This window comes from Deinococcus terrestris, assembly GCF_009377345.1.
In the GTDB taxonomy this organism is placed as follows: Bacteria; Deinococcota; Deinococci; order Deinococcales; family Deinococcaceae; genus Deinococcus; species Deinococcus terrestris.
Genome location: NZ_WBSL01000001.1, coordinates 227480 through 249370 on the forward strand (window position 1 = coordinate 227480; position 21891 = coordinate 249370).

The following is a 21891-nucleotide window of genomic DNA, read 5'->3' on the forward strand; positions in this document are numbered from 1 at the left end:
GCCGACATGAACAAGGTGTATCCGAGCGCCCGTGAGGCGCTGCAAGATGTGGTCGCGGACGGCCAGACCGTCGCCGTGGGGGGCTTCGGCCTCTGCGGGATTCCCGAGCAACTCATCCTCGCGCTGCGCGACAGCGGCGCCCGTGGCCTCACCGCCGTGAGCAACAACGCGGGCGTGGACGGCTGGGGCCTGGGGCTGCTGCTTCAGACCCGCCAGATTCGCAAGATGATCTCCTCCTACGTGGGCGAGAACAAGGAATTCGAGCGCCAGTACCTCGCGGGCGAGCTGGAACTGGAGTTCACCCCCCAGGGCACCCTCGCCGAGCGGATGCGGGCCGGGGGCGCGGGCATTCCCGGCTTCTACACGAAGACGGGCGTGGGCACCGTCGTCGCCGACGGTAAGGAACACAAGGACTTTGACGGCGAGACGTACATCCTGGAGCGCGGCATCCGGGCCGACCTCGCGCTTGTCAAGGCGTGGAAGGCAGACAAATCCGGGAACCTCGTCTACCGCAAGACGGCGCAGAACTTTAACCCGATGGCCGCCACCTGTGGCCGCGTGACCGTGGCCGAGGTGGAGGAGATCGTGGAGGTCGGACAGCTCGACCCCGATGAGATCGACACCCCCGGCATCTACGTGCAGCGCGTGGTGCTGAACGCCACCCCGGAAAAGCGCATCGAGCAGCGGACGGTGAGGAACTGATGCCCTGGACCCGTGACGAGATGGCGGCCCGCGCCGCCCGCGAACTGCAAGATGGCTACTACGTGAACCTCGGCATCGGCCTGCCCACGCTGGTCGCCAACCACATCCCCGAAGGCGTCTCCGTGATGCTGCAGTCGGAAAACGGGCTGCTGGGCATCGGCCCTTTTCCCACCGAGGATGAGGTGGACCCCGACCTGATCAACGCGGGCAAGCAGACAGTGACGGCGCTGCCCGGCGCGAGTTTCTTTTCCAGCGCCGACTCCTTCGCCATGATCCGGGGCGGGCACGTCAACCTCGCTATCCTGGGGGCGATGCAGGTCAGTGAAAAGGGTGATCTCGCCAACTGGATGATTCCCGGCAAGATGGTCAAGGGGATGGGCGGCGCGATGGACCTCGTGGCGGGCGTGCAGCGCGTGGTCGTGCTGATGGAACACGTCGCCAAGGGGGACGCGCACAAGATTCTGCCCGACTGCACCCTGCCGCTGACGGGTCAGGGCGTGGTGGACCGCATCATCACCGATCTGGGCGTGCTGGACGTGACGCCGGAGGGGTTACGGCTGGTGGAACTCGCTCCCGGCGTCACGCTGGACGAGCTGCGGGCCAAGACGGGCGCGGCGATTCAGGAGTAGGGGAGAGGGGAGTGGGCCGGGCGCTTCTGCGGAGGCGTCCGGCCTCTCCCTTGCCTATGCTGCCGGGTGTGAACCGCGCCGCCGTCCTGACCCTGCTGGCCCTGCCGCTGGGCTACCTGCTGGGGTGGCTGCTGTACGGTGTCCCGGAGGAGATCGTGCTGCTGGTGGTGTTGATAGGCGCGGCGGCGTTCGCCTACGCCGTGCGGCAGGACCGGGGCGTGATCGCCTTTTTCACACTGTTGCTGACGCTGGGACTGGGAGTGGGGCTGGTTCTGGGAGTGATCGCCGTTCCCATCCTCGCTGGAAACAGTGAAACGCTGGTCGCCGCGCCGCTGATTGCCGGGCTGCTGCTGCTGGCACTCGTAGGGCTGGGGGTATTTCGCCGCCGTGTAGGGGTTGCCTTGCGCCTCGCCCTTACCACACCGCTTGCGCCCTGGCTGTGGATGGCAGGAATCCTCCTCTTCGCTTTCTTTCCCGCTGTGCGGGTGGACTGCCGGGGACTCCAGGCCGACCCGTGGATGGACTATGGGGGCGGCTTCACCTACGGCACGGTCGGGAAGCGATTGTGGGCGGCGCAACCTGGCCTGATCCCCGACCGTGCCGAACTGCCCGACGACTTCGTGGTGGATGACGTGCGCTCCAGCGTCACGCGCTGCTTTCAGGACGCGCAGGGCCGCCCGCGTCCCCTCTCATTCCGGGCGAGTGCGCCGCTGCTCGTCGTCCACCTGACTGGACCAGTGCAGCCGGGGATGGACGCCTACGCCGCTGTCTTCACGCCGGGAGATCACCGCAAGCTCACGCCCTGGGCGCGGACGGAGACGCCATATTCGGAGATGACGAAGCATTACCCCTACCTTTACCCCGGCTGGGTAGTCTTTCCCTTCCTGCCCGAACTGCCGCCCGAGTTGGAACGGGCATTGAAGCGGTAACCTCTGCCCATGCCCCCGGCCTCGTTGCGCCTCCTCTCCCGGTTGTCCGTTCTGGCGGTGGTAGTGTGCTCCTTCGGCGTGCTGGCGGGCCTTCTTCTGGCCTTCAGCCCCTTCGCCTCCGAGTTGCCGATTCAGCGCGAGGAGGCCCTGGGAGTGGCTGGGCTCGCCGGGCTCGGTCTGGTCCTCTCCGGCGCGGCCCTGTGGTGGCTGGGGCGAGAACTGGACCGCGCCTGACCTACTCCTGAACCGCTGACGCCGCCCGCACCTGGCCCCGCACCGCCCCGTCCGGCTTGAGGGTCACGCCCGCGACGAGTCCGGTCGGCCCACCCCCCGGCACCTCCAGATCAAAGTCGCGCAGCACCAGCGCCGCGATCAGCCCCGCCTCCATCAGCGCGAGGTGGTTGCCGATGCACATCCGCGCCCCCGCGCCGAAGGGCAGGAACGCCTCGGGCGTGCGGCCCCCCTCCAGCCAGCGCTCGGGGCGAAAGGCGTCCGGTTGCGGCCAGAAGCGGGCATGGCGCTGAATCAGGAAGATGTTCACGCTGACATTGCCGCCCTCGGGCACTTCCACTCCTGCGACCGTCACGGGGGCCGTCGCCTGCCGGGGCACCAGCCATGCCGGGGGGTAGAGGCGCAGCGTCTCCTGAATGCAGGCGTTCAGCAGAGGCAGCCCACGCAGGTCGGCGGCGGTGGGGGTGTGGTCTCCCAGCGCCGCCCGCACCTCGGCCTGGACCTCCGCGCGGACCTCGGGATGGCGCGACAGGCTCAGGAGCAGGAAGGTCAGCAGCGTCGCGGTCGTCTCGTGCCCGGCCAGGAAGAGGGTCATCACCTCGTCGCGCAGCTCGGCGTCAGTCAGGCCGCCCCCGCCGTCCTCGTCCCGTGCGGCCAGCAGCATCCCCAGCAAGTCCCCGCCCCCCTCCCCGGAGGCCCGGCGCTCGCGGATGATGCGGTCAACGATGGCGTCCAGCGCCTCGCCTGCGGCCTGCTCGCGGCGGCGGGCGGGGGTGGGCAGGTCCCATTCCACCAGCGAGCGGATGCGGGCCGAGGTCCGGTCCAGCAGCGGCGGCAGCTCCCTCTCCACCACCGCCAGCTCGCGGTCGTCCAGCCCGGTGCCGAACAGCACGGCGGCCACGGCCCGCAGCGCCACGTGCAGCATCTCGGAGCCCACGTCCACTTCCTCCCCGGAGCGGGCTGCCCCCTCCAGCCGGGCCAGCAGCGGCGCCGCCGCCCCCACGATGTCCCCGGCCATGCCCTCCAGTGCCGCGCGGTGAAAGGCGGGCTGCATCAGGCGGCGGTGCAAGCGCCACGTCTCGCCCTCGGCAGTCAGGAGACCCGTGCCCAGAAACGGCTCCATCTTCTGAATACCGCGCCCCTTGCGAAAGCTCGCGGCCTTCGTGACCAGCACCTCGCGGGCGGCGGCGGGCTCGGCCACCACCAGCACCTCATTACGGCCAAACCGGATGGGAAATACGTCCCCGTAGGCGGCCCGCGCATGGCGTAAGAAGCCCAGGGCGTCGCGCCGCAGCTCAGGCAGGTGCCCCAGGACGGGGTGGGGCCGGAGACCGGCGGGGCGGGAGAGGGTGGCGGTCATGGCCCATGATCTCACGGCCTCAGGCCCAGGAACTCAGCGTGCCGGGGGGTCCGGCAGATCGGTCAGCACATTCATGGGCACCCGGTCTTCCTGCACGTACCGCTCGTTCAGGCCCACGACCGCGAACACGTACTTTCCCTTCCGATACCCGAACGCCCAGGACCCTCGGCTCGGCAGGGTCGGCAGCTCTCTCACCTCCCCCCAGCCTTCCGGCAGAAGATGGGCGTCGTAGTGCGCCTTGAGGGAATCCACGCGCGTCCCCCTGGGCAGCAGATAGAACTTCAGTCTCAGGCGCGGGTGCCGGGGCTTGAGATGGTCAAACACCCTCGTCCAGGCGGCCGTATCCAAGCTGCCCGTCGCAGTTCCAAAATACAATTCGTCGGGCGTCGGCAGGACGACGGGAGGCAGGGGAGGCAGGCTGGGGGCCGGGGTACAACCCACGAACACCCCGAGGCTTCCCAGCAGCACCAGCGGCAGGCCCACGCGCATCCTCTGTCCAGCTTAGCGGGAAGGCTAGGAGCAGCGGCGGTGCCCACCTCTCCACCCCAAACGGCCGTTTGTTAGACTGGCGGGGCAGATGACCCAACCAGACACCCGCGCCCCGGCGCCGCCGCCGTCCACCCCGCAGGGGGCCTGGGCCGAGGCCCTCGCCCGCCTCGCCGCCGATCAGCAGCAGGTCCGGGCGGGCGGCGGTCCCAAGGCCCAGCAGCGCCAGCACGACAAGAACCGCCTGACCGCCCGCGAACGCATCGCCCGCCTGGTGGACGAGGGGACGCCCTTCGACGAACTGATGACCTTCGCCGGATACGGCATGTACGAGGAGGTCGGCGGCTGCCCCAGCGGCGGCACCGTCACCGGCATCGGCACGATTCAGGGCCGCCCCTGGATGATCATCGCCAACGACGCCACCGTGAAGGCGGGCGCGTTCTTTCCCATCACCGCCAAGAAGGTGATTCGGGCGCAGACCATCGCCTTCGAGAACCACCTCCCCGTCGTCTACCTCGTGGACTCGGCGGGAGTGTACCTGCCCATGCAGGACGAGATTTTCCCCGATCAGGACGACTTTGGACGGGTCTTTTACCTCAACGCCCGCATGAGTGCCAAGGGGATTCCGCAGATCGCCGCGATCATGGGCAACTGCGTGGCGGGGGGCGCGTACCTGCCCGTCATGTGCGACACGCTGATCATGACCGAGGGCTCGGGCCTCTACCTTGCCGGACCCGCGCTCGTGAAGGCGGCCATCGGGCAGGTCGTGGATTCCGAGGAACTCGGCGGGGCGGACATGCACGCCTCCATTGCCGGAACGGTGGACTACAAGGAACCCGACGACGACGCGGCGCTGGCCCGCATCCGCGCCCTCGCCGACCTGTACGCGCAGGGCGATCCGGCCCCCTTCGCCCGCCGCCGCAAGGAAGCCGTGCCCGCCCCGGAGCGCGACCTCACCGAACTGGTGGGTTTTGACGGCTCCAAGACTTACGACGTGCGCGACTTGATCACGTCGGTCGTGGACGGCGGCGAGTTCCACGAGTTCAAGCCGGAGTACGGCGAGACGCTGGTGTGCGGCTTTGCGCGGGTGGGCGGCTTCCCGGTCGGCTTTGTCGCCAACCAGCGCACCGTCATCAAGAAGAAGCTCAAGTCGGGTGGCGAACCCGGCATCCGCACCCGCATCGAGGTCGGCGGCGTGATCTACGGCGACTCGGCGGACAAGGCGGCCCGCTTCATTCTGGACGCGAACCAGGCGGGCGTGCCGCTGGTGTTCCTCTCGGACGTGACCGGCTTCATGGTGGGCCGCGACAGTGAACAGGAGGGCATCATCCGCCGGGGCGCGAAGCTGGTGAACGCGGTGTCCAACTCCGTCGTTCCCAAGATCACCATCATCACGGGCGGGTCCTTCGGGGCTGGGAACTACGCGATGAACGGCAAGGCGTACGCGCCGCGCTTCCTCTTCGCGTGGCCCAGCGCCAAGTACGCCGTGATGAGCGGCAACGCGGCGGCCAAGACGCTGCTCGACATTCAGCTCGCGGCCCTCAAGCGCAGCGGCCATGAACCCGACGATGAGGAGTTGCAGCGCCTCTACGACGACGTGAAGGCCAAATACGACACCGAACTTGACCCCCGATACGCCGCCGCCCGCCTGTGGGTGGACGAGATCATCGAGCCGAACGACACCCGTGACCGCCTGATCCGCGCTCTGGAAGCCTGCGCCCAGAATCCAGTGCAAGAAGAGTTCAAAGTGGGTGTGTTTCAGGTTTGAACAGTTCTCCCTCTCCCCCCGTGGGAGAGGGCCTTGCGAAGCAAGGGGTGAGGGGGCGTGTGACCATCTCCAACGTCGGCAAGACGTTTTGCCACCCCTTCCGAGCCCGTCGGAGGACGTGACGGCCCACCCCCTCCCAGCCTCCCCCCTGAAGGGGGAGGAGCAAAAGAAGCCATCGTCCCCTCTCCCGGAGGTTTCCACCATGACCAGCACCCTCGACCGTCCCGCCAACCCCAACACCGCGCCCCTCAACGACGACCAGCGCACCATCGTCTCCGCGCTCAAGAGCTTCCTGAAGACCCGCGTGGAACCCGGCGCCGCCGAGCGCGACCAGACCGGCGAGTTTCCGTTCGAGATCGTCAAGGAACTCGGCGAGATGGGCATCATGGGCGCCCAGACGCCTGAGGAATACGGCGGCTCGGGCCTGGATACGGCCACCTTCGCCATGATCATCGAGGAGATCGCGGCGGTGGACGGCTCGCTGTGCCTGACCGTCGCCTCGCACAACTCGCTGTGCCAGGGCCACATCCTGATCGGCGGGACCGAGGCGCAAAAGCAGAAATTCCTGCCCGACCTCGCCTCCGCCAAGAAGCTGGGGGCCTGGGGCCTGACCGAACCCGGCAGCGGCTCGGACAGCGGCGGCATGGTGTCCAACGCCAAGGAACAGCCCGACGGCTCGTGGATTCTCAACGGCTCCAAGAACTTCATCACCCAGGGCAGCGTGGGCGGCACCTACGTGATCCTGGCCCGCACCGACGCGCCGCGCCCCGGCAAGGGCAAGAACGACGGCATCTCCGCCTTCGTCTTCAACCGCGACGAGGTGCAGGGCTTTTCCATCGGGCGCAAGGAGGACAAGCTGGGCCTCAGAAGCAGCGACACCGCGCAGCTCATCTTCGAGGATATCCACCTTCCCGCCGACGCGCTGCTGGGCGAGCGCGGCAACGCCTTCAAGGACGTGATGAAGGTGCTCGACGGCGGGCGCGTGGGCATCGCCGCGATGGGGCTGGGGCTGGGCCGCGCCGCCTATGAGTACGCCGCCCGCTACACCGCCGGGCGCGAGCAGTTCGGCAAGCCCATCTCGCACAACCAGGACATCGCCTTCCGCCTCGCGGATATGGACACCAAGCTGGAAGCGGCCCGGTTGCTGATCCGCAAGGCCGCCGACCTCAAGGACGCGGGCATGAACTTCACCGTGCCCGTCGCCCGCGCCAAGCTGTTCGCCACGACCGTGGGCGTCGAGGCCTGCGACGAGGCGATCCAGATGCTGGGCGGCTACGGCTACATCAAGGAGTACCCGGTCGAGCGCTACTGGCGCGACAACCGCCTCACCCGCATCGGGGAAGGCACCGACGAGGTGCAGCGCCTGGTCATCAGCCGCGACGTGCTGAAGCGGTTCGCCGAGTAAGAACGCGGTTCATGGTCACCGGCCCCAGAGAAGTCGCTCTCCGGGGCCTTGTCCATGAGGTGTTTGGCCGTCCCCGGTGAAGTTTTCCGCAATGGGGGTATCGTAAGCGGGGGCGCATCTGTCCCCGGCCTGAGCCTCTAGACTCTTGCCATGAAGGGCCTGCGTGAATTTATCGACTGGCTGCGCGAGGCGCTGAAGGGTGCGCCGCAGCCCCAGCCGGTGCCCGTTCCGGTCCGCGTGCGCGATCGCCGCTGATTGGCCTTGGTTTCGCCGCATCCCGTCCACCCCTCGCGGGTGGGCGTTTTGTTGTTCCGCGGCGGTGGGCGGCTCACCCCCTCACCATATCCCACCCGGCGGGGCGCGGCTGTAATCTCCTCGCCTGACGGATACCTGACGGCTGGCCTAGAGTGCGGGTGCCCGGAAGGCCGATTCCCCTTCCGGAGAACCGAAACGAGGTGAACGTCTGTGCATATCTACGAGTTGTCCGGCCGGAACGTGGAGGTTACCGATGCGATGCGCGATTACGTGGAGGAGAAACTGACGCGCCTGGACCGCTTCAGTGACCAGATTACCGACGCCCGCGTGGTCCTGACGGTCCGCGACGTGCGGGACGCCGGACGGCGCAACCGCGTGGAAGTGCAGCTCAACGTGCCGGGCGGCATCGTCCGCGCCGAGGAACACCACGCCGACATGTACGCGGCCATCGACCGCGCCAGCGACGTGCTGGAGCGCCAGCTCCGCAAGTTCAAGACCCGTTACATGAAGCACCGCCAGGACGCCGCCCCCCTGCCCGAGCCGGGGCTGGCCGAGGCCGACGTGGACGCGGGGCTCGACGACGTGACCGAGTTCCGCCCCGAGATCGTCCGCACCAAGCGCTTCGACGTGCGCCCCATGAGCCCCGAGGACGCCATCACCCAGATGGAGGCGCTGGGCCACGACTTCTACGTCTTCCGCAACATGGACTCGCAGGGCGTCGGCGTGGTCTACCGCCGCCGCGACGGGCACTACGGGCTGATCGAGCCGAGCTGAGGCCGGGCAAGTCGGGGGGAGGGTGATCGTCCAGGGGGTCTCCCTCCCCTCCCCTTTGCCACAGGTTGCCCCCTTTGCCTGACCTGACCTGAAAGGAGCCGCATGACACCTTCCCCCCGAAGCCGGTCCCGCCCGCGCCACGCCCGGCGCTTTTTGCTGGTCGCAGGAGCGCTGGTCCTGCTGGGGACCGTCGCCTCCCGGTCCCTTCGCCGCGCCCGCCGGGAGACGGACGCCCCGCCGGAGAGAGCAGCCATTCCCCTCGACCCACGCATGAGGCGTGTCGGGGAGTGGCTGCGCCAGGCCCCCATCCCCTCGGTGGCCGAGATGACGGCCGAGCAGGCGATTCAGGCGAGCCGCATCCCCCACACCGGGCCACTCGTGCGGGGCCTGACCGGATGGCCCCGGCGCGGCGTGCGGCGGGAAGACCGGACGATTCCGGGGTCAGATGGGAAGATTCCTGTGCGCGTCTATACGCCGGGTGGCCCGGCCGCTCCCGGCAGGCCGCTGGTGGTGGCCTTTCATGGGGGCGGGTGGGTCCAGGGCAGCCTGGAGATGGGTGACTGGATGTGCAGCACGGTGGCGGCGGACCTGGGCGCGGTGGTGGTGTCGGTGGACTACCGCCTCGCCCCGGCCCACCCGTTTCCGGCCGCCGTAGAGGACTGTTTCGCGGCCCTGACCTGGAGCGCAGCGAACGGGGCGGCCCTGGGTGCCGGGGGGCGCACCGGGGTGATGGGGGAGAGCGCGGGCGGCAACCTCGCGGCCGTGATGTGCCTGCTCGCGCGGGAGCGGGGTGGACCAGCCATCAGTCACCAGGCGCTGATCTATCCGGCCACCGACCTCACCCGCGAGACGGAATCGCGGCGAAGGCACGCCCATCAGATTCTGCTGAATGCCGCTGAGATGGAGGCCTATCAGCGTTTCTACGTCCCGGAGGGCACGCCGAAGGACGACTGGCGGCTCTCGCCCCTGCTGGCCCCGGACCACACCGGGCTCCCACCCGCGCTGGTGCAGGTCGCCGGATACGACGCGCTGCGCGACGAGGGGATTCGCTACGCCGAGGCTCTGCGGGCGGCCGGGGTCCCGGTCGTGCTCACCGAATACCCCTCCATGCCGCACGGCTTCGTGAACTTCCCGTACCTCAGCCGCGAGGCGGCCCCGGCGCTGCGGCAGATCGTGGCTGAGCAGCGCCGGTACCTGCTGACGCCGCCGGACGCCCGCCTCCCTGCCTCCCCGGTCGGCCTCCAGCCCTGAGCGGACCTGCAGCGACCCCTGGCCGTCCCGGCGGCAGGCCGGGGCATCTGCTAGGCTGGGGTGTTCATGATCGCGCACGTGGTCAACCCCGGAACCAGCAGCGTCAAGCTCGCGTGCGCGGCCATCTCGCCCAGCGACAACCCGGCCCTGCCGGGACAACTGCGCCTGAGCCTGGAGCGGGCCGAGGTGCCCTTGGCCGCCGGGCACACCCCCCAGGAGTTGATGACCGCCATTCTGGACGCCACGGCGGGCTGGTCCACCCCCGACGCGGTGGTGGGACGCGGCGGCTGGCTGGGGGCGGTGGCGGCGGGCACCTACCGGGTGACGCCCTCGCTGGCCGCCTACGCCGCCGAGCCGGGCCGCGACGGACTGGGGGCGGCGCTGGCGCTGCGGCTGGGGCAGGCGCGGGGGGTGCCTGCCTACGTGGTGGACCCCCAGAGTGTCAATGAGCTCCTCCCCGAGGCCCGCGAGACAGGCGTGCCCGGCGTGACCCGCGAGCCGCGTTTTCATGCCCTCAATGCCCGCGTGGTGGCCCGCCGCGCCGCCCATGAGGTCGGGCTGCGCCTGCAAGACGCGCGGGTGGTCGTCGCGCATCTGGGGGCCACGACGAGCGTGACTGCCTTTGACCGGGGCCGCGCGGTGGACACCACCGGGAGCGGGGCGGGCGGCGGGCCGATCGGGGCGCAGCAGGCCGGACCCCTCCCCGCCCCCGCGCTGCTGCGGCTGGCCGAGGGTCACCGCCCCGACGAGGTGCTGGCCCGGCTCGCGTCGGGCAGCGGCTTCCTGGCCCTGACGGGGAGCGCCAACCTGCGCGACCTCGAAGCCCGCGCGGGGGAGGACCCCGCTGTGCAGGCGGCGGCCTCGGCCCTCGTGCATCAGGCGTGCAAGGCGGTGGGCGAGCAGTGCGGGGCGCTCTCCGCCCGGCCCGACGCGCTGGCGCTGACGGGCGGGGTGGCCCGCTGGGAGGCCCTGGTGGACCGCATCGAGCGCCGGTTGAGCTGGATTGCCCCCGTGATCGTGGTGCCCGGCGAACTGGAACTCGAAGCCCTTGCGGAGGGCGTGGGCCGGGTGCTGCTGGGCCTGGAGACGCCGCGCGAATGGACCCCGCCCCACGCGGGGGCGCCCGCCTGAGATGGCCCGTCGGCGTCCCCTCCGTTCAGCCCCCGAGCCTATCCGCGCCACAAGCATGTGGCGGGTGGATCAGGTGTTCCTGGCCCGCCGGGGCCAGCGCATCGAGGTGACCTGCTCGCTCGTCAACGACCGGGGCGGCCTGCGCAACCTGCGCGTGGTGGCGCCCACCGACGATCCCGGAGACGCCCTGCGCCACGCTGCCCACTTCGTCGCCGGGCAGGGCAACGTCAGCACCGCCCGCGAGGTCCGGGTGCGCTGGACCCGCGAGCAGACCACCACCCTGCAAGACGAACTGATCCGCGACCGCGTGCTGGAGGACGTGTTCGACGACGCCTTCGAGGACACCTTGCAGGAAGTGCGCGACCGGATGCGCTAAGGCGGGTGGGGGGGAGAGGGACACCTCGCGGGCGCCCATCCAACAACGAACAACCCCCACCGAAGTGGGGGCCTTCTTCTTTGGTTGCAGGGACAGGATTTGAACCTGTGACCTCCGGGTTATGAGCCCGACGAGCTACCAGACTGCTCTACCCTGCGTCATCTGCCTCCTTCGGAACCTCGGTTCTTCCGGCGCTCAGGAATAGTAGCGCCGACCCGCCAATGTGTCAAGGCGTGGAGGTCAACACGTGTGGGCGCCCCGACCGTTCCCGGCCAGCCCCGACGGGTAGGCTGGCCGGGTGACCGAGAGCGGGGACATCCAGACGCGCAAGCTGCGCCACCTCGACGCCTGCCTGCGCCCCGAGAGCCAGTACGCGGGGGTGTCCACCGGCCTTACGGCGGTGCCGTGGCCCTACCGGGCGCTGCCGGAGCTGGACCTGGGGGGGGTGGACCTGGGCACGTCCTTCCTGGGTCGCCCGCTCGCCGCCCCCGTCCTGATCGGCGCGATGACGGGCGGGGCGGAGAGGGCGGGGACGATCAATCGAAATCTGGCGCGGGCGGCCTCGCGGCTGGGCCTGGGGATGATGCTGGGCTCGCAGCGGGTGATGCTGGAGCGGCCGGAAGCGGCCGTCAGCTTTCAGGTGCGGGACGTGGCGCCCGACATCCTGCTGGTCGGCAATCTGGGGGCGGCGCAGTTCGGGCTGGGCTACGGCGCCGCCGAGGCCATCCGGGCCGTCCGCGAGGTAGGCGCTGATGCCCTCGCCATTCACCTCAACCCCTTGCAGGAGGCGATGCAGGCGGGGGGCGATACCCGCTGGGCAGGGCTGGCGGCCCGGCTGACAGAGGTGGTGCCCTCTTTGCCCTTCCCTGTGGTGCTCAAGGAGGTCGGGCACGGGCTGGACGCGGCGACGATTCGGGCAGTGCGGGGCGCCGGATTCGCCGCCTACGACGTGGCCGGGGCGGGGGGCACGAGTTGGGCACGGGTCGAGCAGCTCGTGCGCTTCGGGGAAGTGCGCTCGCCGGAGCTGTGTGAGCTGGGGGTGCCCACCGCGCGGGCGCTGCGGGAGGCCCGGCGGGAGGCGCCCGGCACGCCGCTGATCGCGTCCGGCGGCATCCGCACCGGCCTGGACGCGGCCCGCGCTCTCGCGCTGGGAGCACAGGTCGTCGCAGTGGCCCGCCCCCTGCTGGAGCCTGCGCTGGAGAGCGCGGAGGCGGCCGAGGCGTGGCTGGCGGGCTTCATCCACGAGCTGCGGGTCGCCCTGTTCGTGGGCGGGTATGCCAGCGTGGAGGCGGCGCAGGGAACGGCCGTGTTCCTGGACTGACCCCTACGGCGCGGCGCGGCGCTCCACCCGTGCCCCTACGCCGGTCAGCACCTCGTATTCGATGGTGCCGCCCCACGTCGCCACGTCCGAAACCGTGATCTCGCCCGCGCCCCAGACCTCCACCCAGTCGCCCACCCGCACGGGCAGCCCGGTCACGTCCACCATCATCTGGTCCATGCAGATGCGGCCCAGGACCGGGCGGCGTTCGCCCGCGACGAGGACCTCGGCGTGCCCGGTAGCATTGCGGGGGTAGCCGTCCGCGTAGCCCACGCCGACGGTCGCCACGGTGGTCTCGCGGCTGGCCCGCCACAGCCCGCCGTAGCTCACGCTCTCGCCCGCGTGGGCGGTGTGCACGTGCGTCACCCGCGCCCGCAGGGTCATCACCGGGGTCAGCGGCGCCCGGTCCCGCAGGTGGGGCGGCGCGTAGCCGTAGGCGGCGAGGCCGGGCCGGGCCAGCCCCATACCGGGGAGCGGCCCGAAACTCAGCACTCCGCCCCCGTTCGCCGCGTGCGCGAGGACCGGGGGCAGGGCAGCAAGCACCGATGCGAACCGGGCAAGCTGCTCGTGCGCGAAGGAGAGGTCCGGTTCGTCGGCGGTGGCAAAGTGGGTGTAGGCGCCCTCCAGCAACCCCCGCTCGGCGAGGCGGCGGCCGATCTCCACCGCCTCCTCCGGCCTCGCGCCCAGGCGGTTCATCCCGGTATCCACCTTGAGGTGAGCGCGGGCGTGGTCGGGCAGGGCCTCAGCCTGGGCGAGCGAGGCGACGGGCAGGCGCACGCCGAGGTCCGCGAGGGGCCGGACCTCCTCCGGGGTGGGGGGGGTCAGCAGCAGGATGGGCTTGCCGGGGGCGAGGTCCGCGAGGGCGGCGGCCTCCTGCGGCACCGCGACCGCGAATCCCCACACGTCGGGGTGCCGGGCGGCCACCGCCACGACCTCGGCCAGGCCGTGCCCGTAAGCGTTCGCCTTGACGGGCAGCAGCAGCGGCACCCCCGCTCGCCGCGCGAGGGCCGTGAGGTTGCCCGCGAGGGCAGATTCGGACATCAGGGCCACGGCGCGGGACTGCATCACCGCGCATGCTAGCGGGTTTCGACCCGCCCCCGCTTCCCGGCCCACCTGCCTTATCCACCCCCGCCCTCGGCCCTTTATTCTGCCTTCATGCCCCGCCTCCCCACGGCCGCCCTCCTGCTCTCCACCCTGCTCCTCGCCGTGTCCGCCGCCGCCCAGACCACACCCACCCAGACCGCCCCCACCCCGGCCCCGCCGAGCCCCGCCGCGCCGGGGCCGAGTGCGACCGGGGGCATCCTCCCGCTGGTGTCGGTGGGCGAGCGCTGGCCGCAGGCACAGGAAACGTACGTGATCCGGGTCGCGCCGGGGGACGCCGGGAAACCGCTGGGCCTGGAAGCGTACAGCCCCGGCTTCAACCTCGCGGACTACGTGGACGGGCGGCGGGGGGCGGGCTATTTCGGGGACGAGCTGTACAAGAAAAACGAGCCGTTCGAGAGCACCTTCACCCTGACGGGACCCGGCGGCACCGTCGTGGAGCGGCGGTACGCGGCGGGGCGTGAGCACACCTGGGACAGCCTCTATGCGGGGGGGCTGCCCGCCGGGACCTACACGCTGCGGGTGAGCAGCCGGGGCGACGGCAAGAACTCCTTCGCGCTGCGGGTGGCCGAGCCGTTCAGCCTGGAGACGAGCGACTTTTCCGTCAACGCCCGCGACACCGAGCAGACGCCGCTGCTCGCCGCCCGGCTGACCGTGCCGCAGGCCTGGGTGGGGCAGACCCTCAGCCTGCTGAACTACGACGTAGACGGCCCGCAGGAGGCCGAGACCTGGGTGGTGCAGCCTGGCGGAGCGCGGGTCAATCTCACGCCCAGCGCCAACGGGCAGGCCGCGACCGACCGCTTCACGGTCACGCCGGAGCTGGTGGGCGAGTGGCAGGTCTATCTCCGGGTGCTGCCCACCACCAAGCAGTATTCCAACGCGGTGCGCTACTCCTTCCGGTTGGGCAACCAGGCCGTCACCGCCCGCGTGGGGGGCTTCGCACCGCCGACCGGAGCGCGGCTGGACAACCAGCTTCTCGTGGAGGTCGTGGATCCGCAGGGCCGGGCCATTCCGGGGGCGAGCTACACCCTGATCGGTGAGCGGGTGGTGCGGCCCAGCCTGCCGCCGGGCTACCTGCCGGTGGGGGGCAGCATCGTACAGGGGACCGGCAACATCGTCTCGCCCACCGAGATTCGGTACCAGCCGGGCTTTACCAAGGTGCGTTTCGTGGCTCGCCCGCCCGAGGGCCAGCTCGCGGTGGAGGCGGTCGCGGTGTACGGCGACCAGCGCATTCCCCTCAGCGGCGTGGCCTTTGAGGTCGCGGGGCAGACGCTGACCGCCCCGGCCACCCTGCCGCTCGCGCCGGGCGAGTACCCGGTCAAGCCGGGCACCCTGGCGGGCAGCACGGTCACGGCGCCCGCTCCCGGCCGGGTCGCGGACGGCGGCACCGCGCGGGTGATCCTCGAATACGTGGTCCGGACCGAGTTGACGCTGGTCACCGCTCCCGACGTCCTGAATGCCTGCGACGTGACCCAGTTCACCGCGACCCTCAAGACCGACTTTCCCCAGCGCCTGCCCGCCCGCGTGCGGCTGAACCTCCCGGCCGGGTGGGCCAGCGACTACCCGCTGGAGGTGCCGGGCGAGGTGGGGGCTGGGCAACCCCTGCGCCTCAAGGTCCCGGTGCGGGTGTGCCGCACGGACACGGCGGAGGCGGTGGCCGAGCCCCTCGACCTGCGGGCGACCGGGCAGGCCCGTGTGCGCAATCCGGGCGGGGCCAACGTGACGCGCACCGTGCAGGGTGGCGGCCGGGCCACCCTCGCCAAGACTGTGGAGGCCGCCCCCCAGGGCTACGCCGTCACGCTGACCCTCACGGTGGACCGCACCCTGGAGAACATGCGCCTGATCGACCCCCTGCCTGTGGCCGAGGGGGGCACCTCGGCGGTGCGCGGGCCGCTGACCGTCCAGGGACCTAGCCTCGCGGGGGTGGCGGCCCGCGCCGAGGGCGACAGCATCGTGCTCGCGCGGGTGATTCCGGGTACCTACACGGTGAGCTACACCCTGCTCACGGACCAGCCCGCCGACGCGGTGGTGACGGCGCCGGACCTGGCCTGGTGACAGGCGATGTGAACCAGAACGGAGACGGCGGGCGCCCCTTGCCCTCGCGCGGATGAGAAGAAAGGGTCCGCATGCCCTCCCTGTTGGCCGACGCTGGCGGACGGCGAGGCGTGAGGATCGTGACAGGGCACGCCCCCAGGACCCACTTTGGGTTAAGATGAACTCATGAAGCGTGCGTGGTTTCTGGCCCCGGTCCTGGCTGCTCTGACAGCCTGCGGCACGCTGGGCACGCCCCCGGCCCCCACCACCGGGGACCTGCTGGGGGCGCCCACGTCGCTGCAACTCGGGACCCAGCGCCTGAAGGTCGAGGCCGCCCCACAACTCGGCGGCGACACACTGCGGGTGCGCGTGCGGGTTCAGGGGCAGCGCGGCGCCGAGGCTCTGCCCCCCCTCACGGTGACGGGCGTGTACGTCGTGACCCGCGAAGGGATGTGGTCGGCCCCGGCGGCACGGGCCAGCCGCCAGGGCTGCGGCGAGCGGCCCTGCCTCCAGACCAGCGGGAGCGGGGCGGCGGGCAGGCTGTCGGCGGGCGAGGGCGTGCAGGTCGTGGTCAGCCTGGAAGACCCACGGGGCCGTGTCCTGTGGCTGCGGGATGCCCGCGTGACGGTTCAGGACGAGTAGCGGGGACCACAGAGAGGGGGCGAGGCTGGAACAGTCCACCTCGCCCCCTCTTGCGTGGGCGTGGCTTACACCCTCACGCCTTCTTGCTCCGCCGTCACTGTCCCGTCGCGGACCCGCAGCGTGTGGTCGGCGAGCGCGGCCACGTCGCGGTCGTGGGTGATCAGGACCACCGTGCGGCCCTCGCGGGCGGGAGCGGTGAGCAATTCCAGCACCCGCTCGCCGGTGCGCGTGTCGAGGTTCCCGGTCGGCTCGTCGGCCAGCAGCACTTCGGGGTCGTTTGCCAGGGCGCGGGCAAGGGCGACCCGCTGCGCCTCCCCGCCTGAAAGCTGCGAGGGCAGGTGCGAGGCCCTGGCCCCCAGCCCCACCCGGTCGAGCAACGCCCGCGCCCGGTCGCGCCGCTCGCGGGGGGGCACGCCCGCGAGCGTCAGGGGAAACTCGACGTTTTCCAGCGCCGTCAGGATGGACACGAGGTTGTGGTTCTGGAACACGAAGCCGTAGTGCGCCAGCCGGAAGTCGGCCCGGCCCGCCTCCGGCAGCGCGTGCAGGTCGGTGCCGTTCACGACCACCCGCCCGGTGGTCGGCGTGTCGAAGCCCGCCAGCAGGTTCAGCAGCGTGGACTTGCCGCTGCCCGACGGCCCCACCACCGCCGTGATGCCGGGCGCGAAAGTATGGGTGAAGGGGGCGAGGGCGGTCACCTGACCCTCGCCGCTGGGGTAGACCCGCGAGAGGGTTTCGACGTGCAGGGTGCTCATCAGACCCTCCCCAGCGCTTCGGTGATGTTCAGGCGGCTGGCACTGCGGGCCGGAAGCAGTCCCGAGAGCAGCCCCAGCAGCAGGCTGATGGCGAGGGCCAGCAGCGTGAGCCGGGGCGTCAGGGCCGCCGCGTCGATTCCCGCGAGGTCCTGGGTATAGAGGTTCACGCCCCAGATGCCCACCAGTCCCAGCAGCAGCCCGCCCACGCCGCCCGCCAGCGAGAGCAGCAGCGACTCGGCCAGCACCAGTCCCCGCACGAAGCCCGGCCGCGCCCCGATGGCCCGCAGCGTGCCGAACTCGCGGGTGCGCTCGAACACGCCCATCATCACCGTGTTCGCCACCGCCAGCCCGCCCACGATCAGCGCGATCAGGCTGATGCCGAATCTGACGGCGTCACTGATGCGCAGCGCCCGGTCCACAAAGGACACGAAGTCCGACTGCGTCTGCGCCTCCACGTCCAGCCGCTCGGTGATGGCGTCGGCCACCGCGCGGGACTGCCGGGGGTCTTCCAGCTTCAGCGCCACCGTAGAAACGCGGCCCTCGGCCCCCTCCGCCGCCTGAAGCGTCTCGATGGGCAGGAAGATCAGCGAGTCCACCAGCCCCGACTCGGGCGCGAGGACCCCGACCACCTCTACCTGGCTGCGGCGGTTGAGGTTCAGGGTGCTGCCCAGCCCGAGGTTCAGGTTCTCGGCCGTCTTGGACCCGATGACCGCCACCTGCCCGGCCTGATCGGCCCCTGTGAGCGCCCGGCCCTGGGCCACCCGCGCGTTCGGAAACACGTTACCCATACCGCCCCCGGCAGGCACCCCGTACAGCACCGCGCTCTGGGTCACGTCAAGGCTGCCGCGCACCGTCACCACGATCGGGGTCACCGCCGTGATGCCCAGTTCGTCCGAGAGGCCGCGAATCTGCCCCACCACCTCCTCGGGCAGGTTGGGTGAGGGCGCGAAGCCCTGCGAGAAGCCGCTGAGGCTCACCTGCACGTCGGGGCCGATGCCGCCCAGTTCAGCGGTGAACACCTTGCGGATGCCTTCCCCCAGCGACAGGAACACCACCATGCTGGCGACCGCCACGGTGATCCCCAGCGCGGTCAGCAGCGTCCGCACCGGGCGGCGGGTCAGGCCGCGCCACGCCAGGGTCCATAAGTCTTTGCCGTTCATTGGCTGACAGGCTACGCCGCCGGAATGGGGGAGAGGGGGGGAAGGGCTGCGATATGGGGGTGGGGGGCTGCTGGCGGCCGGGGCACAGCGGGGGTGCGGTGGGCGGGCCGGGGCATCTTGATTCGGCTTACCCCTCCCCCCCAGCCCCCCTCTCCAGAGCGAAGGAACGAGCAGCGCTGCGCTAGGCAAAGGTTGTTCCCCCATGTTCTGCCCCTGTCTGCTCCGCCCATTGTTCCTCCTACGCGCCATCCTGCCGCCCAAGTGAAAGGCCTCGGCGCGGACGCGCTGAACGGCTCGTCTGCCTGGAAAGTGGAATTGAAAGGCAGGGACGCTTCGGGCGGCTGACACAGGAAAAAGAAGGAGGAGCTTCAGCGGGTGGGGGGGTGGGGGTGGAGCCATCCACATGACCACGACCCGGATGAACGGACTAGGTCAGCCGACAGGGGCAGGTGCCTGGGCAGCGGGCTGGGCAGGCAGGTCGATAGGTCGGATGCGTTTTCTTCATAGCGAAGCGTCTTCCGCTCCCCCTTCCCTCTGGGGACTCGGAGAGCTGCGCCGCAGAGGGGGCTGGGGGGTGGAGTCGTCAAAGAATCAAGCCCTCCTGCCCCCATCCACCGCTCTCAAGGCCGCCCCTGGCCCGCCCCTCACCTCTGGCCCCTACCCTGCCCCCATGCCCCGCTCCCTGCCCCTTCTCGCCTTGCTGCTCGCGGCCCAGGCGGGTGCCCAGACCCTCCTCCCGCTCGACTCGCGCCCAGCTACGCACGTGCTCCCTGCCCTGATTGCTGGACTGCGCGGCGGCGACGTGCGGGTGCCCCCTGCCGAACTGCTGGGCACGGCGGCGCGGGGAGCCGACCCCGCCGCTCTGACCGCGTGGCTGGAGGCGCAACCTGCCGGGGCGCCGCTGGTGGTGGCGCTGGACGCCATCGCCTACGGGGGCCTCGTGCAGTCGCGCACCAGCCCGCTGACGGCAGCGGAGGCGCTGGCCCGCTTGGAGCCGCTGCGGACGTGGGCGGCGCGAACCGGGAGTCCGGTCTACGCCTTCATCACCCTGCCGCGCGAGCCGGACGCCACCGACCGCGAGCGCAACCTCGCCGTGGTGCAGGAGGTGATGCGCTGGGCAGGGGAGGGGGCCTTTCGCGAACTGCACGTCACCTGGGACGACGCCCTGCCCGGCAGCCCCGCCCCGGCCGAAGGCGCGGCGCTGGCGGCCCAGGCTCCGGCCAACGTGCGCGTCTACCCAGGCGCCGACGAGGTGCTGAGCCTGCTGGTGGCCCGTGCCCTGGCCCCGGCCGAGCGGACCGTGCGGGTGGAGTACAGCGACCCGGTGAAGGCGCAGGAGGTCATCCGCTATGAGGGCATTCCGCTGACCCAGAGCGTGCTCAATCACGCGGGAGCAAGCGGTTTCCGGGTCGTGGAGGTGGGACGCGCCGACCTGACCCTCTACGTCTACAACGGCGGTGACCCCCGCTGGGCCGCCCTGCGGGTGAGTGCCCTGCTGCGCGGTGGGCCGGTCGCGGTGGCGGACGTGGCGCAGGTGAACTTGGGCAACGTGCGGCTGTGGCGCGACCTTGCCACGTTGCGGCAGCACGCGAACCTGCGCTCGCTGGCCGCCTGGGGCACACCCGGCAACAACGTCGGGACGGCGCTGGCCCACGCCCGCCTCAGCCTGGAGGGTGCCAACCCCATCCGGCAGGACGCGCTGCTGGCCCGCGAGTATGCCAACGACGTGATCTACAGCGCCGAGGTGCGGGCCGCCCTGAGAAGGGCCGTCCCGGAAGCCGAACTGAACACCCCCGCCGCGCAGGTACGGCTGCTGGAAATCGCCCGCGAGTATTTCCCGCTGCGGGTCGGCCTGACCTACACGCTGGAGGACGCCGCGCTGCCCTGGGGCCGCTCCTTCGAGTGGGACTTCCGCCTGGAGGGGAAGTAAGGTCGCGGGGCCGTCACTTTTGGCGTGTTCACCCGGTGGGCGTAAGGCAGACTGAGGCGTGGCCGCTTTCACCCTCTTCGGCGCCTGGTCAGGGGTCAGTTGGGTGCTGCCGGTGCTGTTCCTGAGAGGTGCAGTTCTGATAGGCGTGACGTATCTCGTGCCGCGCCGCTGGTGGCCCTGGCTGCTGCCCACCGGCTGCCCCGTCCTCGCGCTGTGGCCGCTGGCACTCGCGGTGCTGGCCCCGTGAGGCGCGGGCCTCTGCTCGGTGGGGTGGCCCTGCTGAGCGTGGGCTTTGTGGTCTGGGGCTTCATGGGGTCGTCATTCCCCACGGGGACAACGGTGCTAGTGGCGTTGGGAGCCGTGTCGCTGGGGCTGGCCGTCTTTGCCCGTGTACGGCGGGGACCACCGGGCCGGGGTGTGGCGGCCATCGTGGGCACCCAATTTCTCTACCTCGGCCTGTGGATCGCCGGGGGGCTGCCGCTTTTCGCCTCACCCGCTGGGCTCAGCCTGCGGGAACTTCAGGGACAGTGGACACGGAAGAACGGGCAGATGTACGAGGTCCGGGGAAGCTGGCTCTGCCCGGCAGCGGAGGCTGAGCCCAGCGCCTGCTCGCGCCTGGAAGAGAACGGGCGGGGCCGCGTTTCCTGGCTTATGGACGACATGTGGTTGCCGACCGGGGCCTAAAGTGCGTCTGAAAACCGTCAGGGTGGGCCTTTGGCCAGGCGACGCACCATCAGCCGAATCATGACCTGGTAGACCAGGTTCTCGGCAGTTTCGACGAGTGCCTCGTAATCCTTGGCCATGCGCCTGGACTTTCCCAACCACGCGAACGTCCGCTCCACCACCCAGCGGCGCTTCAGCACTACAAACCCTTTCGGCACCTCCACGGGTCGTGGAGGTGCGTCTTTGGGCGCCCAGGTGCCCTGCCAGCCAGCCCAGGGATGCTTGATGATCTCCAGCGTCCAGCCCAGGTGCGTGTGGATATCCCCAGCGAGCTTCCCGGTATAGCCGGCATCGGCCCACAAGTGTCCCATGCGCGGAAAGACGTTCGGCAGATCCCGCAGGAGCAGGACCGCACCGGTGCGGTCCTGGATGTCCGCTTCATGCACCTTGATGGCCATGACCAGCCCCAGCGTGTCGACGAGCAGGTGACGCTTGCGGCCACTGACCTTCTTGCCGCCGTCATACCCGCGGGGTCCACCAGCCTCAGTCGTTTTCACCGATTGGCTGTCGATAATCGCGGCGCTGGGGGTCGCCTCGCGACCTTCCCGGAGACGGACCCATTCCCGCAGTGTGGTGTGCACGGCTTCCCAGACGCCCTACAGCCTCCCCAGCCGGTGATAGTGGTAGATCGTCTGCCAGGGGGGAAAGTCATGGGGCATCGCCCGCCAGGCGATGCCTCCACGCAGCAGGTAGAAGATGCCATCCAGGATTTCCCGCAATGCCCACTTCCGGGGGCGGCCAACTGGGGCGTCTGGAGGGAGTAGCGGACGAAGGACGTTCCACTCGGCATCCGTGAGATCGTTTGGGTACGCAGGCCGGGTCATGGGCGCACCACCTCCGCCTCATCGTGCGCGTTCGATCACGCGGGAAAACCATGCGCCAGCACGGTTTTCAGACGCACTTTACTGGCGCTGGGGTCGGGAGTCCCTGATTT

21 protein-coding genes, 1 tRNA gene and 1 pseudogene are annotated in these 21891 nt (G+C 70.5%); 16 read left to right on the forward strand and 7 right to left on the reverse strand.

The window, feature by feature from the left end:
- Nucleotides 1-6: 6 nt before the first annotated feature.
- From F8S09_RS01190 to F8S09_RS01205, 4 genes are all read left to right on the forward strand, one after another.
- The gene (locus tag F8S09_RS01190; RefSeq protein WP_152868241.1) at nt 7-702 is read left to right on the forward strand and encodes a CoA transferase subunit A; all 696 of its coding nucleotides are present in this window, start codon (nt 7-9) and stop codon (nt 700-702) included.
- Nucleotides 702-1331: a CoA transferase subunit B gene (locus F8S09_RS01195; protein WP_152868243.1), complete on the forward strand. Its 630-nt coding sequence runs from the start codon at nt 702-704 to the stop codon at nt 1329-1331. The genes F8S09_RS01190 and F8S09_RS01195 overlap by 1 nt, the downstream gene beginning before the upstream one ends.
- A 68-nt stretch (nt 1332-1399) precedes the next feature.
- The gene (locus F8S09_RS01200; RefSeq protein ID WP_152868245.1) at nt 1400-2260 is read left to right on the forward strand and encodes a hypothetical protein; all 861 of its coding nucleotides are present in this window, start codon (nt 1400-1402) and stop codon (nt 2258-2260) included.
- Between the two features lie 9 nt (nt 2261-2269).
- The gene (locus F8S09_RS01205) at nt 2270-2494 is read left to right on the forward strand and encodes a hypothetical protein (protein WP_152868247.1); all 225 of its coding nucleotides are present in this window, start codon (nt 2270-2272) and stop codon (nt 2492-2494) included.
- A gap of 1 nt (nt 2495) precedes the next feature.
- Here F8S09_RS01205 and F8S09_RS01210 read toward each other — a convergent pair whose 3' ends face one another.
- On the reverse strand, nt 2496-3851 hold the full coding sequence (locus tag F8S09_RS01210; RefSeq protein ID WP_152868249.1) for a cytochrome P450: 1356 nt from the start codon (nt 3849-3851) through the stop codon (nt 2496-2498).
- 33 nt (nt 3852-3884) lie between these two features.
- Nucleotides 3885-4340, reverse strand: coding sequence for a hypothetical protein (locus F8S09_RS01215; RefSeq protein ID WP_152868251.1), 456 nt, complete (start codon nt 4338-4340; stop codon nt 3885-3887).
- Nucleotides 4341-4428: 88 nt separating this feature from the next.
- Here F8S09_RS01215 and F8S09_RS01220 point away from each other — a divergent pair, with 88 nt between their 5' ends.
- The 6 genes from F8S09_RS01220 (at nt 4429) to F8S09_RS01245 (ending at nt 11297) form a co-directional block, all read left to right on the forward strand.
- Complete coding sequence (locus tag F8S09_RS01220; RefSeq protein ID WP_152868253.1) at nt 4429-6105, forward strand: acyl-CoA carboxylase subunit beta; 1677 nt, start codon at nt 4429-4431, stop codon at nt 6103-6105.
- Between the two features lie 202 nt (nt 6106-6307).
- Nucleotides 6308-7510 carry an acyl-CoA dehydrogenase family protein gene (locus F8S09_RS01225; protein WP_152868255.1) on the forward strand — a complete coding sequence of 401 codons (1203 nt, stop codon included), beginning with the start codon at nt 6308-6310 and terminating at the stop codon, nt 7508-7510.
- A gap of 465 nt (nt 7511-7975) precedes the next feature.
- Nucleotides 7976-8539, forward strand: coding sequence for a ribosome hibernation-promoting factor, HPF/YfiA family (gene hpf / locus F8S09_RS01230; RefSeq protein WP_322618410.1), 564 nt, complete (start codon nt 7976-7978; stop codon nt 8537-8539).
- A gap of 102 nt (nt 8540-8641) precedes the next feature.
- Nucleotides 8642-9790, forward strand: a complete 1149-nt coding sequence (locus tag F8S09_RS01235) for an alpha/beta hydrolase (RefSeq protein ID WP_152868257.1) — start codon at nt 8642-8644, stop codon at nt 9788-9790.
- 66 nt (nt 9791-9856) lie between these two features.
- Nucleotides 9857-10921 (forward strand): butyrate kinase, encoded by a 1065-nt coding sequence (locus F8S09_RS01240; protein WP_152868259.1) that lies wholly within the window; start codon nt 9857-9859, stop codon nt 10919-10921.
- Nucleotide 10922: 1 nt separating this feature from the next.
- A complete protein-coding gene (locus F8S09_RS01245) occupies nt 10923-11297 on the forward strand; it encodes a hypothetical protein (protein ID WP_152868261.1) in 375 nt (124 codons plus the stop codon).
- Nucleotides 11298-11378: 81 nt separating this feature from the next.
- On the opposite strand, the gene F8S09_RS01250 is transcribed toward F8S09_RS01245, so the two are convergent.
- A tRNA-Met gene (locus F8S09_RS01250) sits at nt 11379-11455 on the reverse strand.
- Nucleotides 11456-11595: 140 nt separating this feature from the next.
- Between F8S09_RS01250 and fni the strand changes: the two genes are divergently transcribed.
- Nucleotides 11596-12618 carry a type 2 isopentenyl-diphosphate Delta-isomerase gene (gene fni, locus F8S09_RS01255; RefSeq protein ID WP_322618411.1) on the forward strand — a complete coding sequence of 341 codons (1023 nt, stop codon included), beginning with the start codon at nt 11596-11598 and terminating at the stop codon, nt 12616-12618.
- A 3-nt stretch (nt 12619-12621) separates the two neighbouring features.
- Here fni and alr read toward each other — a convergent pair whose 3' ends face one another.
- The gene (gene alr / locus F8S09_RS01260) at nt 12622-13680 is read right to left on the reverse strand and encodes an alanine racemase (RefSeq protein WP_152868262.1); all 1059 of its coding nucleotides are present in this window, start codon (nt 13678-13680) and stop codon (nt 12622-12624) included.
- Nucleotides 13681-13770: 90 nt separating this feature from the next.
- On the opposite strand from alr, the gene F8S09_RS01265 reads away from it, so the two are divergent.
- Nucleotides 13771-15771, forward strand: coding sequence for a hypothetical protein (locus tag F8S09_RS01265; protein WP_152868264.1), 2001 nt, complete (start codon nt 13771-13773; stop codon nt 15769-15771).
- A 165-nt stretch (nt 15772-15936) separates the two neighbouring features.
- Entirely contained in the window at nt 15937-16392 is a 456-nt protein-coding gene (locus tag F8S09_RS01270) for a hypothetical protein (RefSeq protein WP_152868266.1), read from the forward strand.
- Between the two features lie 65 nt (nt 16393-16457).
- On the opposite strand, the gene F8S09_RS01275 is transcribed toward F8S09_RS01270, so the two are convergent.
- A complete protein-coding gene (locus F8S09_RS01275; RefSeq protein ID WP_152868268.1) occupies nt 16458-17144 on the reverse strand; it encodes an ABC transporter ATP-binding protein in 687 nt (228 codons plus the stop codon).
- Nucleotides 17144-18304: an ABC transporter permease gene (locus F8S09_RS01280; protein ID WP_152868270.1), complete on the reverse strand. Its 1161-nt coding sequence runs from the start codon at nt 18302-18304 to the stop codon at nt 17144-17146. The genes F8S09_RS01275 and F8S09_RS01280 overlap by 1 nt, the downstream gene beginning before the upstream one ends.
- A gap of 670 nt (nt 18305-18974) precedes the next feature.
- Between F8S09_RS01280 and F8S09_RS01285 the strand changes: the two genes are divergently transcribed.
- The 3 genes from F8S09_RS01285 to F8S09_RS01295 are packed head-to-tail and all read left to right on the forward strand — an operon-like array spanning nt 18975 to nt 20918.
- Nucleotides 18975-20234, forward strand: coding sequence for a DUF4127 family protein (locus F8S09_RS01285; RefSeq protein WP_152868272.1), 1260 nt, complete (start codon nt 18975-18977; stop codon nt 20232-20234).
- Between the two features lie 58 nt (nt 20235-20292).
- Nucleotides 20293-20481, forward strand: coding sequence for a hypothetical protein (locus F8S09_RS01290; RefSeq protein ID WP_152868274.1), 189 nt, complete (start codon nt 20293-20295; stop codon nt 20479-20481).
- Nucleotides 20478-20918: a hypothetical protein gene (locus F8S09_RS01295; protein ID WP_152868276.1), complete on the forward strand. Its 441-nt coding sequence runs from the start codon at nt 20478-20480 to the stop codon at nt 20916-20918. The genes F8S09_RS01290 and F8S09_RS01295 overlap by 4 nt, the downstream gene beginning before the upstream one ends.
- A gap of 17 nt (nt 20919-20935) precedes the next feature.
- On the opposite strand, the pseudogene F8S09_RS01300 reads toward F8S09_RS01295, so the two are convergent.
- Nucleotides 20936-21781: pseudogene (locus F8S09_RS01300) on the reverse strand (IS5 family transposase).
- Between the last annotated feature and the right edge of the window lie 110 nt (nt 21782-21891).